This is a genomic window from Agrobacterium vaccinii, from assembly GCF_021310995.1.
Taxonomy (GTDB): domain Bacteria; phylum Pseudomonadota; class Alphaproteobacteria; order Rhizobiales; family Rhizobiaceae; genus Agrobacterium; species Agrobacterium vaccinii.
Map to the genome: position 1 here is coordinate 361,250 of NZ_CP054150.1, position 13,828 is coordinate 375,077.

A 13,828-nucleotide genomic window follows, 5' to 3' on the forward strand; every position below is an offset into this window, starting at 1 on the left:
CTTGTAATCCGGCATGTCCCTCATCTTGTACCGCGTTTTAAAGGGGCAACTTATGTCTAGCATCAACTTCAATTCTTCTGCGAACAATGCACTTCAGACATTGCGCACGATCAACTCGAACCTCGGCAACACACAGGACCGCGTTTCGACCGGCCTGAAAATCGCCAACGCCTCCGACGGTGCAGCATACTGGTCCATCGCGACCACAATGAAGTCCGACAACAAGGCCCTCGGCGCTGCAACGGATGCACTCGGCATCGGTTCTGCCAAGGTCGATACCGCGTATGCCGCCATGGACAGCGCGATTGACGTCGTCAACGAAATCAAGACGAAGCTGACCACTGCCAGCGAAACGTCCGTTGACAAGGAGCAGGTTCAGCTCGAAATCAAAAAGCTTCAGGAACAGCTGACGGCTATCGGTCAGGCTGCATCCTTCAACGGCGAAAACTGGATGGTTCAGTCCTCGGGTTCGAGCACGACGGTTGTCGACGGCTTCATCCGTAACTCTGACGGCACCGTCAAGGTCACCAGCGCGAACTTCAGCGCCGGCGACTACGCCCTTTTCGACACGATTGCCGGCGGCGTTGGCAGCAACGGTCTTCTGGGCGGCGTCATGACAGTCGCTCTGACGGCTACCACGACACAGGGTGAAATCGACACGTTCCTTTCGACGGTCGAATCTGCACTCGGCGAAATGACCAAGGGTGCAGCTGCTCTCGGCGCTCTCTCCACACGTATCGACCTGCAGGATGAATATTCCAGCAAGCTCAGCGATGCGATGGATGCAGGTATCAGCCGTCTCGTAGACGCTGATATGGAAGAAGAATCTGCACGTCTTTCGGCCTTGCAGACGCAGCAGCAGCTGGCCGTCCAGTCGCTGTCGATTGCGAACTCCAGCTCGCAGAGCCTGCTGTCGCTGTTCCGTTAATACGGGCATCAACATACGATATGAGGGGTCGGACCTATGGTCCGGCCCCTTTTTCGTTAACAAAGTATTATCAATTTATTTTAAAAATTTACTATTTGTTTATACAAAATTTGGAAGTCTTTAACCTTAATGAGGTTAGATCAGGTCATCGAAGCGACAGCCGAAAATTAACTATATTGTTCGGCAGGCATGAAGCTGATCGTCGTTTACCGGTAAGACCGGAATGTCCCTTCAAATATATTTGCCAAAGGGGCAATTAATACTATGACCAGTATCCTGACCAACACATCTGCTATGTCTGCACTGCAGACTCTTCGCACGATCAACAACAACCTTTCCACAACGCAGGACCGTGTGTCCTCCGGTGAGAAGGTCGGAAAAGCTGCCGATAACGTCGCCTACTGGTCCATCTCGACAACGATGAATTCGGACAACAAGGCACTCGGCGCAGCCACCGACGCTCTGGGCGTTGGCGCAGCAAAAGTCGACACTGCCTATGCCGCCATGGACAGCGCGATTGACGTCGTTAACGAAATCAAGGCAAAACTGACGACTTCCAGCGAAACATCTGTCGACAAGGAACAGGTTCAGCTCGAAATCACCAAGCTTCAGGAACAGCTGACGGCAATCGGCCAGGCTGCATCCTTCAACGGTGAGAACTGGGCAATTCAGGCTGACGTCTCTTCTCAGACGACTGTCGTCGACGGCTTCATTCGCAACGAAGACGGCTCGGTCAAGGTTACGACGGCTACCTTCGACGCAGGCACTTACGCCATGTTCTCCACCATCGCCGATGGCGTTGGTAACGGCGGCATTCTCGGCAGCGTCATGAGCGTTGCACTGACGAGCGTATCCACACAGGGCGAAATCGACGCCTTCCTGTCGACCGTTCAGACCGCGATCGACAACCTCACCGACGGTGCGGCTGCTCTTGGTGCGCTTTCTTCGCGTATCGACATGCAGGACGACTACTCCTCCAAGCTCAGCGATGCGATCGAAGCTGGCGTAAGCCGTCTGGTCGATGCCGACATGGAAGAAGAATCTGCACGCCTCTCGGCCCTGCAGACCCAGCAGCAGCTGGCCGTCCAGTCGCTGTCGATTGCGAACTCCAGCTCGCAGAACATCATGACCCTCTTCAGAGGCTAATCATTTCCTTAATGAAACGGAAAAGCCGCGCCCACAGCGCGGCTTTTTTTATGAAAAAATTCAACTTATCAGATTTAGAAAATCCACATATTTAACAATGACTTAATGAACATTAACGGGGTTTCCCGAGCTTAATGCTTTCTTCAACAAGGTAAAAGAACTCCTACTATTAAACCTTTGTTAACCAAAAACCTGTTTTCTGTGGTCATCGAAACAGCGCACCGAACACTACGATCGGTAAGCATGAAGCTGCCTGCTGCGTTTCCCGGCTTAAACCGGAATGTCCCTTCTTAAAAAATTTGCCAAAGGGGCGACCTACAGATGACAAGTATTTTGACAAACACCTCTGCAATGTCTGCCCTTCAGACGCTGCGCTCGATCAACACAGATCTCTCCAACACACAGGATCGCGTTTCGTCTGGTTACCGGGTTGGTCAGGCCAAGGACAACGTCGCTTACTGGTCCATCTCCACGACCATGAACTCCGATAACAAGGCGCTGAACGCGGCTTCGGACGCTCTGGGTGTGGGTGCTGCCAAGGTCGATACCGCCTATGCGGCAATGGAAAGCGCGATCAGCGCCGTCGACGAAATCAAGGCGAAACTGGTTACCGCCAGCGAACAATCCACCGACAAAGCACAGATCCAGCTCGAAATCAGCAAGCTTCAGGAACAGCTTTCGTCCATCGCACAGGGCGCTTCCTTCTCCGGTGAAAACTGGATGGTTCTGGGTGACGCCTCCGAGGCCAGCGTCGTTGACGGCTTCATCCGCACAGCCAGCGGCGGCGTCAGCGTCACGACTGCAAAGTTCAACATTTCCTCCTATGCCATGTTCTCGACGATCAACGCCGATGGTGTTGGCGAAGGTGGCATTCTCGGCAGCGTCATGAGCGTTGCACTGACGAGCGTCTCTACACAGGGCGAAATCGACGCATTCATGGACATCGTTGAAACAGCGATGAGCAGCCTGACGGACTCTGCCGCAGCTATCGGTGCCCTTCAGACCCGTATCGACTTGCAGGACAACTACTCGGCCAAGCTTTCCGACGCCATGGAATCCGGCGTCAGCCGTCTGGTCGATGCCGACATGGAAGAAGAATCAGCCAAGCTCTCTGCCTTGCAGACGCAGCAACAGCTGGCGATCCAGTCGCTGTCGATTGCAAACTCCAGCGCACAGAACATCATGTCGCTGTTCCAGCAGTAAAACTAGCATCCTCCCGATCCAAACCGCGCCCTCTGCAAAGGAGGCGCGGTTTTTTCGTCTTTCTGCTCAAGCGATTAAAAACATATGGTTTTTCGGCGTCGAACAGCCATCACGCAAGTTTCGCCATAGCTTCGGCGCGTAGAAGACTTGCCACGGGTTTAGCATTTCGTTAACCCTTGAGCCGTGCGATGCTTCGTGTCTTTTCGCGCCTGTGCCTCTTCATGATGAGAGTGCGGCTTTACGCCAGAAAGTTCTGGCATGTCCCCGTTCCTCCCGGCCCGATGTAGGTAACATGACCAATATCCTTTCTTCCAGCAGCGTGCAGAGTGCGCTTCAGACGCTTCTGTTCAGCAACGATACCCTTCAAAAAACGCAGGAACGCGTGACGTCGGGTTACAAGATTGCGTCCGCTGCGGACAATTCCGGGTACTGGTCGACGGCCACCAACCTGACATCGGACGGCAATGTTCTGACCAGCATCGGCGATGCCCTTAATCTCGGAGCCTCCAAGGTGGACACCACCTATGAGGCCGTCTCCTCGATGATCGACGTCACGGATCAGATCATGACGCAGTTGACGACGGCCTATGAAACGGGCACCGACCGCAGCCAAATCAACAACGCCATCGGTGCGTTGAAGGACAATTTGTACTCGATTTCTCAAGCCGCGACCTTCTCTGGCGACAATTGGCTTTTCAATTCGAGCGAGCAGCTTCCTGCGGAAAAAGTCGTGCCGTTCTCGTTCCACAAGGGCATCTCCGGCTCGATCTCGCTGGAGTATCTAACCGTCAACACCGCCGAAACGACGCTCGTAGATACGAACGACGCCAACCGGGGCCTGCTGACGAAGGGCGTCGATGCAAGCGCGCGGGACGCAAATGGCGGCTCCTCGGCGCGCGAATATTACCTGCTCGACGCCAACTCTGCGACAGCGGCGTCCGGCACTGAGATTTCCGTTTCCGATGCGACCACCAGAGACGAACTTGATGACATGGTCTATGTCGTTGGGCACTTGTCCAGTCAACTCAAACAGTTGGGTGCTTCATTGGGCACGATGTCCAACCGGATGGATCAGCAGACAACATTCGTGAGTTCCCTGAAGGATTCGATGGACAAGAGCGTCAGCCGCTTGGTGGATGCCAATATGGAAGAGGAATCCACACGGTTGACGGCCTATAAGACGCAGCGCGATCTGGCGGTCGAGGTCGTGTCCATGGCCAATAATCATCGCAAAAGCCTAGCCAGTCTGTTTGGTTGATGCGTGACGGGGTTCATCCTCGCACAAGTTTGACTCTCTATTTTAGAAAACTGAATTGCTGCCGGGTGTCTGTGCTTTCTCAATCAAAGCGACAGAATTCTGCCGGCCCTCTCTGACTGCCTTGCGGATGATTTCATGATTCTCTTCTCCATCGAAAAGACAAGCGCGATATTGGGCGAGGTGCGGCCATGAGCGGAGCGCTGGCGAGATATCTCAAGGACTTCAGTCAAGACACGACACCTGAACCTGTCGTCCATTTCGCAATGGAGACACCTGTTACGAGCTTCGAGAGCGACTGGCCGGCGGAACCCGAGGTCGTCATCGATATCGAAGAGGTAAAGAACAAGGCCTTTGCGGAGGGCCAGGAGGCGGGGAAGCGCGAGCAGCTTCTGGCCCAGGAAACCGAACTCGATGCGTTGCGCGCCCTCCACGATAAAGAGATGGAGGCGATGCGCACGCGCTATGAGGACGAGATCGCGACGCATCTCGCCACGTCGGTCACATCGATGAAGCATGCGATTGCCGGAAACGTCGAGTCCGCCTGTCTTCGCCTGTTCGAAACGGTTATGGAGCGGGAGCTGGCAAATACGGCAGCAACGGATATTTCGGCGAAGATCATCCGCGAAATACAGGACGGTTTTGCCGGAACGATCAAGATCACCGGTCCTGACCGGCTTCTGGCACGCATCCGTGAAACGCTTGGCGATGTCGACAATCAGGTCGATTACGATGCGTCCGATGACATCGATATCAAAGTTCAATTGGATAGCTCGGTCTTGATGACAAGACTTTCGGAGTTCTTCCAGAACACGCGAGGTCTAGCCGATGAGTGAAGGCGAAAATCACCATCACGGCAAGAACGAGATCATCATCGTCAAACGCCATAAGGGTGGCCACGACGGCGCGCATGGTGGTGCGTGGAAAATCGCCTACGCGGATTTCATGACCGCGATGATGGCGTTCTTTCTGGTCATGTGGCTGGTCAATGCTGCAAACGAGCCGACGAAAGCCTCTGTCGCCAGCTATTTCAACCCCATCAAGCTGACGGATGAAAAGCCTGCGGACCGGGGCATGAAACAGCCCGCGAAAACCGCCAAGGGCGAGCAGACGCAGCAGACGTCTGACACCAAATCCGAAAAGCCGCAGGACGCTGCTGCTGCGGCGAGCGGTGAAGATATGACCTCGTCTGCGGGCGATAACACCGCCTATTCCGAAGCGGCGCTGTTTGAAAACCCATACGCTGTTCTCGCCGAAATCGCGCAGGAAGTTGGCCAGCAGGCCAATGTCAGCTCCAAGGGCGAGGGCGGTGCCAGCAATTCCGGTCCTTCGACCGGCGCATCCGGTGGTGAAGCCTACCGCGACCCGTTCGACCCAGATTTTTGGAGCAAACAGGTGGAAGTGCGCCCCGACCAGAATGGCATGGCCATTCAGGACACGGCGCTGCCCGAAAAAGCGCAGAAGAAAACCGATGCGAAGGCTGTTGCCACGCCGCAGGATATGGCGAGCGTGATCAACGACAGCGAGCCATCGACGCCGTCGGCGATCAAGCCGCAAAAGGTCGATCCCGGCTCTGCCGACGAAATCGGTGAGGAATCTGCCAAGCCTGTCCAGTCCAAGGCGGCGAAGGCGGCAGCGGAAACGCAGGAAAAGACGACCGACGAATTGCGCGACGAGATTACCCAGCAGGTTGCAGGCGTTGCGGGCAAGCTCGCGGAAGGCATCGTCGTGACGCCAGCCGAAGGCGGAACGCTGATCACGATCTCGGAAAAGGCCAATACGGCCATGTTCGATGTCGGTTCGGCTGTGCCGCAGAAGGATCTGGTGCTGGCCATGCAGAAGATCGGCGAAGTGCTGAGCAGGCAGAAGGGCGCCGTCGTCATTCGTGGCCATACCGATGCACGGCCCTATAGCAGCGGCGGCAAGGACAATTGGACGCTATCGATGGATCGCGCCCATGCGGCCTATTATATGCTGGCACGCGGCGGGCTGGATGAGACCCGTATCAAACAGCTTTCCGGCTTTGCCGACCGTCGCTTGCAGTCCACGACCGATCCGCTCGACGGTGCAAACCGCCGCATCGAAATCTTGCTCGAGGATAGTTGAGGCAGCGGATGATGAAAGCGACCCGCATAGCTGTCCTGTTGACGGGCATTTCGTGGCTGGCAAGCGCCGGTTACGCTGATGCCCAGAGCGACCTGCCGCCCGCCAAGATATTGCGGTCGTTGCAGTTCATTCAGGATTCGGTCGTCATGGGCGATCATTCCGCCCGCGAAATGCAGAAATATCTGCTTGAGACGATCGACACGACGCTGCGGACCGCTGATCCCTCGATCTTCGAAGATTCCCGCAATGCGGACGCCGCTCTTGCCTACATCATGAGCGGCGGGAACCCGCAGACGCTCGATTATCTCGTGGCGCGCGACGTGCAGGGGCACTTCGATTCCCGCGTCATCAATATCCTGCTTAAATACTTCAATGGACGCGGCGGGCAGGTGGAAAAAATCCTGACCGATATTCTTCCCGAATATCGAAAGGGTGTCCTCGGCCCCTATCTGATGCTGATCGCAGGCAACATCGCTGTTAACAGAGACCCGGTCGCATCGCTGGTGTTCTTCGACGATGCGCGGCTGACAGCGCCCGGCACCATCATCGAGGAAGCCGCATTGCGGCGCTCGATCATCGCGATGATCCAGGCCAAACAGCTGGACAAGGCGTTTGAATATAGCCGCAAATACGCGGTCAGGTTTCTCCATTCGCCCTATGCCTCGCAGTTTGCCGATCTCTTCGTCAGCTTCGTGGTGGAGAGCGAAGGTGGCGTGTCCCATGACAGGATTGCCGAAATTGCCCAGCTGATGGACCCTGAAAGGGCAGAGGAAATCTATCTGCGCATCGCCCGGCAAGCGTCCTTGCGCGGTGAGGTCGATCTGGCGCGTTTTGCGACTGAACAGTCCACGGCACTTACATCGCAGACAGGCGACGTCTCGCGCGAGCCTCTGTCGAAGCTTTATTCGGGCCTTGCCGGCGTTCCGAGCGGCGATGTCCATAGCGCCAGTGAAACGCTGGCAAGCATCCCCAACGACGAGCTGTCGTCGCGCGATCTCGCGCTGCGGGATGCAGCCAAGGCGATTGCCGAACAGATCGTCAGAAAGCCTGCCTTCGAGACCGCGCCGCAAGGCGCTGATAGCGCGGTTGCGGGTAACGACAATCCGGTTCTTCAGGCCAATAACGACGACATGGCGCCCCAGCAGCAATCGGGACAGGCTGTCGCTGGCGCACCTTTGAGAGAATTCTTCGACAAGAGCCGGGCTCGTCTGAACGAGATCGACTCCATGCTGGAGCAGGAGGAGAGATAGTATGAACGTTGCGCAGACCATCGTTTCGGGCAATTCCGACGTCACGAACAAGACGAGCAGGCAGGACCGGGATAGTTCTTCCAAGCGGGGAGGCTCGGGCTTTTCCGACACACTTGGCTCGATCGACAAGCAGAGCTCTTCCTCTTCCAATGCATCGAGCGCTCCGGCAAAGCCGAGTTCAGCTTCCAGCGCCGCGACGTCAACCACCACGACGACAGCCGCAGACGGTGCCCAGACCCAGACGCCAGCCCAGACTGCGCCAGTCGCTGGCGCGCCGTCCACTCCAGCACCTGCCGCAGGCACCAAGGGCATTGTTGCTAACACCCTGTTTCTGACCGTTGGTGCTGATCAGACCGGGATTGCGGCTCTGGGCGACGTCACGCTGACCCAAGGCGTGGATACGGCCAAGGGGCCTGATAATATCGCACAGCTGATCAAGACCGAGGGCGATGTCGCCGTTCTTCCCGAGATGAGCGACCTTGCCCAACTGGTGACGGCGCTGAGCAAGAGCATTGCGGCTCCTGCCTCAGACGAGACTGAAGTCGTCGCCGATGGCAGCGAAGAGGCCGGTGACGCGGATGCGGACGCAGCACCCGGTGATTTGGCAGGCGAAAGCATGGACCTGTTGTCTCTGCTGGCCGCCACCGCCATGCCGGTCAACCAGAATACGCCACCGGCTGCGCAGGACGCGGGCCCGGCCCTGAGCGGTCTTTCCGGTACGGGGCAGGGCGTTGATCCACTGGCCGATGCGGTCGTTGCAACATCGACCGTGGTGAGATTGCAGAAGCAGGACGTGCCAGCGATCGATTTCCACATCGAGACGCAGGAGGATGGCTCAGCCACGCTTGATGTCTCCAAGGCGATGGGTGATGTGGCTGACGTTGTGCAGGTCGTCGATAGCAGACGCTTCGTTGGCATGGCCGCAGCCTCCAACGCAACGGCAATCTCGAGCGCGATGGCGGCGGACCCTGACTGGGCGACCACCATGGCGGGCCAGACCAGCAATTCTCCAATGATTTCAAGCACGGGACAGGTCGTTCATGTGCTGAAGATACAGATGACGCCAGTCGAGCTTGGCCACGTGACTGCGGCCATGAAACTGGTCGGTGACGAGCTGAGCGTGCAACTGACTGCACACACGCTGAAGGGCTATAGCGAGCTGCAAAAAGACAGTTCCGAAATTCTCGATGCCTTGAAATCGCAGGGCTTCAACGTTGACCAGGTCACAGTCACGCTGGCAAGCGGGGCAGACCGTCAGGACAGCAGCACCGGCAACCGCCAGCCGCAGGATGCGGGCCAGCAGGGTGCGCAGCAGGGCCAGCGCGGCAGCGACGACAGGCCGCAGGAGCAGTTTTACCGGCAGCCAGGCCGCGGCGCCCGCGAGGAAACAACAATTCATGAGACCACTTCACAGCCTGAAATACCTTCTCGCGTTAGCAGCGCTCGTCCTGACCACGTCTATCTGTGAGGCCTCTCAACCGGCCTCCAGGGTCGATTGTGAGCGGCAGATACAGGCGGCGGCGGGACACTACGGCATACCCGAAGGCATACTCTATTCGGTTGGTTTGACGGAGACGGGACGCAAGGGATCGCTCAGTCCCTATGCCATCAACATCGAGGGTAAGGCGTTTTTTCCTGACAGTTTACCAGAGGCTTTCAAGCTGGTGGATGATGCCCGACGCAACGGCGCGAAGCTGATCGACATCGGCTGCATGCAGATCAACGTGTATTTTCATGGCGCAGAGTTCAAATCTGTTGCAGAAATGTTCGATCCTGCAAAGAACGTCGCTTATGCCGCCCAGTTCCTCAAACGGCTCCATGATCGCCACGACACGTGGACGATGGCAGTTGCGCGTTACCATGCCGGACCCAACAATGACCCTGCCCAACAACGCTACGTGTGCCGAGTTATAAGCAATCTGGTCGCCACGGGCTACGGTCAGTGGACTGCCAATGCGAGAACTTTCTGCCTCACCTGAACAACCAATGATTGAGCAGCGGTTCTCTCCAGGGGCTCAAAACCAAATGTGGCAGGATTCATCCCAAAAATGGCAAGCAAGCAAAAAATGGGTTGACTGGCACTTTTCCACCAAAAAAATATACCGATTTTTGAAATCGTATACTAGATATAGATCAAATCGGGACAATATGGTTAATCAATTATTAATTATTGCCTGCGTTTTTTTGTAGTTGTGAGAGATTCACGCGATTCGTACACCTCACATTGTAGATTGGCTACACTGATTCGGAGGCGGACGAATGATCGTGGTAGTTGATGAGCGCAAGCTTGTTAAAGACGGATACACAGCCCTTTTTGGGCGCGAGGGAATTCCCTCAACCGGGTTTGATCCGGTAGAATTTGGTGAATGGGTAAATACGGCAGCAGACTCCGACATCGCGGCAATCGAGGCATTTCTGATCGGTCAGGCAGAAATGACCCAGGAGCTGCCGCGTGCCATCAGAGATCGCTCGCAGGCACCGGTGATTGCGGTTAGCGACCAGCACTCGCTGGATGCAACGCTTGCACTGTTTGATTGCGGCGTGGACGATGTTGTCCGCAAGCCCGTGCACCCACGTGAAATTCTGGCACGTGCTGCGGCTATCCGCCGTCGCCTGTCGGTTCTCACCAACTTCACGGACGCAGGACCTATCAGAGTTTTCTCTGATGGACGCGATCCAGAAGTGAACGGCGAAGTTTTCGCATTGCCGCGCCGCGAGCGCCGCATTCTGGAATACTTGATTGCCAACCGTGGCCGTCGTGTTTCCAAGGCGCAAATCTTCAACGCGATCTACGGCATCTTTGATGAAGAAGTCGAAGAGAACGTCGTGGAAAGCCACATCAGCAAATTGCGCAAGAAGCTTCGCAAGAAGCTCGGCTTCGATCCGATCGATTCCAAGCGGTTTCTGGGTTACTGCATCGACTGGAGCTAAACACGCTCTGCCCCGAAATCCTTAAACAGGTTTTGGAGAAACACATGCAAATCTATCGTTGACACGCCGTGGGTTCAAACAGCCCGCGGCGTTTTTCTTTCAACCAATTTCATACATCAGTTGCGGTCGCGGCCACCGACAGTTGCTCAAACACTCGACGCCAGGAATGGTTCCGCCCGGTTTTTTCTTTTTTCCAGATATTCTCAATCAGCGAAAAACAGACAGCCTCACGCAAGGCACACATCCTAGTTTCGCTATAGTTAAGAACAGAGGATTCGAGATGAGCCTTTTTGGAACGATGAAGACCGCCGTATCCGGTATGAATGCCCAGTCCAACAAATTGGGCACAGTCGGCGACAACATCGCGAACGCCAGCACGACCGGCTACAAAAGCGCATCGACAGCTTTTTCCTCGCTCGTCTTGAACACCGGCGGTGGCGGCGGCAACTACAATTCCGGCGGCGTCGATACAAAGGTGAAGTATTCGATTTCCCAGGCTGGCGCGACCGTCGCGACGCAATCTAACACCGACCTTGCCATCAATGGCGACGGCTTCTTCGTTGTTCAGGACTCGGCAGGCAGCATTTTCCTGACGCGTGCCGGCTCCTTTACCGCAGATGACAACGGCAACCTTGTCAACGACTCGGGCTTCACGCTTCTGGGTTACCAAAACAATGGAACAACGCCCACGACTGTCGTTAACAGCTATGATGGTCTGGTTCCCGTAAACATCGGTGCTAACGGTTTGACCGCGACCGCTTCCACGAAGGGCTCGTTGGAGGGTAACCTCAATCAGTCTGCTGAGGTCGTAAGCGTTCTTCCAAGTGACAAAGATGCCAATGTCGATCTCACTGAAAGCGGCATCTTGAAGACGTCGATGACCGGTTACAACGCCTATGGCGCAACCGTGAAATATGACTTTTACTTCGCCAAGACCGATACTGATACTTGGGAAGTGACGGTCTATGATGCTTCAAAATCGACCAATGGCGGCTTCCCATATTCTGAGGACCCGGTCGCTGGTCCTGAGACAATGTCCTATGATATCGGTAAACTAGCCGATCCTGAGACGATTACGATCGATGACGTTAATAACGATCTCAGTATTACCATTGACCTTTCTGCCATGACGCAGCTGTCGGGCAAATCAACGGGTGATGGCGGTAACATCAACGGTAACCCAGCGGAAGCGGTACAATCCGTATCCGTTTCGGCCGATGGCACCGTTTACGCCAACTATGCCAAATCCGCTGCTCGTGCACTCTACCAGATTCCGCTGGCTGATGTCGCAAGCCCCGACAATCTGAGTGTCCTTTCAGGAAACGTTTTCCAGACGAGCGCCGAATCCGGTGTCGTAACACTTGGCTTCGCCGGGACCTCCGGTTTCGGCAACATCAATTCCAAGCAGCTGGAATCGTCCAACGTCGATACCGCGACCGAGCTGACGGAAATGATCCAGGCTCAGCGCAGCTACACCGCAAACTCCAAGGTCTTCCAGACGGGTTCCGATCTGATGGAAACTCTCATCAATCTGGTACGATAACGTTTTAGAGGACGGGTGAATGTCGCTAGCATCGGCGCTTAATACGACGAAGGCAACTCTGAGCAATAATGCTGTTCAGAGCGGCATCGTCTCGAACAATATATCGTCTGCCAGCAACGCGGATTATAATCGCCGGACTGCGATCACCACCACAAACACCTCGACAGGCGCGATCACGGTCAAGCTTGAGCGGACTGAAGATGCGGCACTCTTGAAGCAGACGCTGTCTGCAACGTCTGACGATGCAGGCAAGCAGACGTTCCTCGATGGCATGAATTCGCTGAGTGTTCTTCTCGGCGGCGACGAATATTCGGCAGCTCCGTCCTCTTACCTTGCTGCCCTCCAGGAGGCCATGCAGACCTATGCGGCATCTCCGGGCGACGTAACCCTGGCATCTGCGGCCATTAGCGCTGCGAGCGATGTTGCCAACTCGTTGAACACATCCACCCAGTCTCTTCAGCAGTTGAGAGCGGATGCCGATACGGAAATCGACACGACGGTCAAAAAGCTGAACCAGCTTCTGGCCGATTTCGAGACGGCCAACAACGCCGTCAAATCCGCCACAGCCTCTGGCGGCGATCCGAACAATGCGCTCGACCAGCGAGAAGGCCTGCTGAAACAGATTTCCGGTATCGTCGGGATTTCAACGTCGGCTCGCGCCAACAACGATCTCATCATCTACACGGCAGACGGCACTACGCTGTTCGAAACAACAGCTCGCAAAGTGTCGTTCGATTCACAGTCTGCCTATGACACGACCGCGACTGGCAGCGGCGTCTACATCGACGGCGTTGCGGTCAAGACAGGGTCCGGCAGCAACACCGATGCGAAGGGCAGCCTTCCCGCACTTCTGCAATTGCGCGATGAGGTTTACCCGACCTATCAGTCGCAGCTGGATGAAATAGCACGCACCTTGATGGGTGCTTTCTCGGAAACGGACGCTGGTGGCGATCCTATCGCCGGACTGTTCACGACCTCAGATGGTTCGGACGTCGATTTTGCCACAGCCGAAATCGTGCCCGGTCTGGCAGGTCTGATCAAGGTTTCTGCTGATGCCCTGGCATCTCCGACCAAGCTTCGTGACGGCAGCATTGCCGGCGACACGCCCAACACCGACAGCTCTTCCGGCTATTCCGAGCTGCTGTACAAATACGCTGCTGCGCTGAACTCCCAGGTCGATTTTGACCCAAAGGCTGGCATTTCCACCAATGTCTCGCTGCTCAGCTTCGCATCCGACTCCGTCGGCTTCGTTGAAGAATATCGCAGCAACGCGACGACGGCTGCCGAAAGCACATCGGCCATGTTGAACAAGTCGAAGGAGGCCTACTCCAATTCGACTGGCGTCAACCTGGACGAAGAACTGATCCAGATGCTGGATATCGAACAGTCCTACAAGGCTGCGGCAAAGTTGATGTCGACCATCGACGAGCTTTTGAAGACACTGATGGAGGCTGCGGGCTGATATG

Annotated in this window: 12 protein-coding genes; all 12 read left to right on the forward strand. The window is 55.8% G+C overall.

Features of this window, described 5'->3' with window-relative positions:
• Positions 1 to 52 precede the first annotated feature (52 nt).
• The 12 genes from HRR99_RS01725 to flgK all read left to right on the forward strand — a co-directional run bounded on the left by HRR99_RS01725 (position 53) and on the right by flgK (position 13,824).
• On the forward strand, positions 53 to 928 hold the full coding sequence (locus HRR99_RS01725; protein WP_111840827.1) for a flagellin N-terminal helical domain-containing protein: 876 nt from the start codon (positions 53 to 55) through the stop codon (positions 926 to 928).
• Between the two features lie 264 nt (positions 929 to 1,192).
• Positions 1,193 to 2,074: a flagellin N-terminal helical domain-containing protein gene (locus HRR99_RS01730; RefSeq protein ID WP_111840828.1), complete on the forward strand. Its 882-nt coding sequence runs from the start codon at positions 1,193 to 1,195 to the stop codon at positions 2,072 to 2,074.
• A 321-nt stretch (positions 2,075 to 2,395) separates the two neighbouring features.
• On the forward strand, positions 2,396 to 3,277 hold the full coding sequence (locus HRR99_RS01735) for a flagellin N-terminal helical domain-containing protein (RefSeq protein ID WP_111840829.1): 882 nt from the start codon (positions 2,396 to 2,398) through the stop codon (positions 3,275 to 3,277).
• Positions 3,278 to 3,569: 292 nt separating this feature from the next.
• Positions 3,570 to 4,535 carry a flagellin N-terminal helical domain-containing protein gene (locus HRR99_RS01740; RefSeq protein WP_233122538.1) on the forward strand — a complete coding sequence of 322 codons (966 nt, stop codon included), beginning with the start codon at positions 3,570 to 3,572 and terminating at the stop codon, positions 4,533 to 4,535.
• A gap of 188 nt (positions 4,536 to 4,723) precedes the next feature.
• The gene (locus tag HRR99_RS01745; RefSeq protein WP_111840831.1) at positions 4,724 to 5,368 is read left to right on the forward strand and encodes a hypothetical protein; all 645 of its coding nucleotides are present in this window, start codon (positions 4,724 to 4,726) and stop codon (positions 5,366 to 5,368) included.
• The gene (locus tag HRR99_RS01750; RefSeq protein ID WP_233122539.1) at positions 5,361 to 6,638 is read left to right on the forward strand and encodes a MotB family protein; all 1,278 of its coding nucleotides are present in this window, start codon (positions 5,361 to 5,363) and stop codon (positions 6,636 to 6,638) included. The genes HRR99_RS01745 and HRR99_RS01750 overlap by 8 nt, the downstream gene beginning before the upstream one ends.
• A gap of 8 nt (positions 6,639 to 6,646) precedes the next feature.
• Positions 6,647 to 7,888, forward strand: coding sequence for a chemotaxis protein (locus HRR99_RS01755; protein WP_233122540.1), 1,242 nt, complete (start codon positions 6,647 to 6,649; stop codon positions 7,886 to 7,888).
• Between the two features lies 1 nt (position 7,889).
• Positions 7,890 to 9,356 (forward strand): flagellar hook-length control protein FliK, encoded by a 1,467-nt coding sequence (fliK, locus tag HRR99_RS01760; RefSeq protein WP_233122541.1) that lies wholly within the window; start codon positions 7,890 to 7,892, stop codon positions 9,354 to 9,356.
• Positions 9,286 to 9,867 carry a transglycosylase SLT domain-containing protein gene (locus tag HRR99_RS01765; RefSeq protein ID WP_111840835.1) on the forward strand — a complete coding sequence of 194 codons (582 nt, stop codon included), beginning with the start codon at positions 9,286 to 9,288 and terminating at the stop codon, positions 9,865 to 9,867. Before fliK ends, HRR99_RS01765 begins: the two co-directional genes overlap by 71 nt.
• A 280-nt stretch (positions 9,868 to 10,147) precedes the next feature.
• Positions 10,148 to 10,819, forward strand: a complete 672-nt coding sequence (gene rem / locus HRR99_RS01770) for a transcriptional activator Rem (protein ID WP_111840836.1) — start codon at positions 10,148 to 10,150, stop codon at positions 10,817 to 10,819.
• A 280-nt stretch (positions 10,820 to 11,099) separates the two neighbouring features.
• Positions 11,100 to 12,362 (forward strand): flagellar hook protein FlgE, encoded by a 1,263-nt coding sequence (locus HRR99_RS01775; RefSeq protein WP_111840837.1) that lies wholly within the window; start codon positions 11,100 to 11,102, stop codon positions 12,360 to 12,362.
• 19 nt (positions 12,363 to 12,381) lie between these two features.
• Positions 12,382 to 13,824 (forward strand): flagellar hook-associated protein FlgK, encoded by a 1,443-nt coding sequence (gene flgK, locus HRR99_RS01780; protein ID WP_233122542.1) that lies wholly within the window; start codon positions 12,382 to 12,384, stop codon positions 13,822 to 13,824.
• Positions 13,825 to 13,828 lie beyond the last annotated feature (4 nt).

Excerpts from the sequence above, each read along its gene's own strand:
- HRR99_RS01730 (WP_111840828.1), top strand. The coding sequence starts at position 1,193 with ATGACCAGTATCCTGACCAACACATCTGCTATGTCTGCACTGCAGACT.
- HRR99_RS01735 (WP_111840829.1), top strand. The coding sequence starts at position 2,396 with ATGACAAGTATTTTGACAAACACCTCTGCAATGTCTGCCCTTCAGACG.
- HRR99_RS01775 (WP_111840837.1), top strand. The coding sequence starts at position 11,100 with ATGAGCCTTTTTGGAACGATGAAGACCGCCGTATCCGGTATGAATGCC.
- flgK (WP_233122542.1), top strand. The coding sequence starts at position 12,382 with ATGTCGCTAGCATCGGCGCTTAATACGACGAAGGCAACTCTGAGCAAT.
- rem (WP_111840836.1), top strand. The coding sequence starts at position 10,148 with ATGATCGTGGTAGTTGATGAGCGCAAGCTTGTTAAAGACGGATACACA.
- HRR99_RS01755 (WP_233122540.1), top strand. The coding sequence starts at position 6,647 with ATGATGAAAGCGACCCGCATAGCTGTCCTGTTGACGGGCATTTCGTGG.
- HRR99_RS01750 (WP_233122539.1), top strand. The coding sequence starts at position 5,361 with ATGAGTGAAGGCGAAAATCACCATCACGGCAAGAACGAGATCATCATC.
- HRR99_RS01740 (WP_233122538.1), top strand. The coding sequence starts at position 3,570 with ATGACCAATATCCTTTCTTCCAGCAGCGTGCAGAGTGCGCTTCAGACG.
- HRR99_RS01745 (WP_111840831.1), top strand. The coding sequence starts at position 4,724 with ATGAGCGGAGCGCTGGCGAGATATCTCAAGGACTTCAGTCAAGACACG.
- fliK (WP_233122541.1), top strand. The coding sequence starts at position 7,890 with ATGAACGTTGCGCAGACCATCGTTTCGGGCAATTCCGACGTCACGAAC.
- HRR99_RS01765 (WP_111840835.1), top strand. The coding sequence starts at position 9,286 with ATGAGACCACTTCACAGCCTGAAATACCTTCTCGCGTTAGCAGCGCTC.
- HRR99_RS01725 (WP_111840827.1), top strand. The coding sequence starts at position 53 with ATGTCTAGCATCAACTTCAATTCTTCTGCGAACAATGCACTTCAGACA.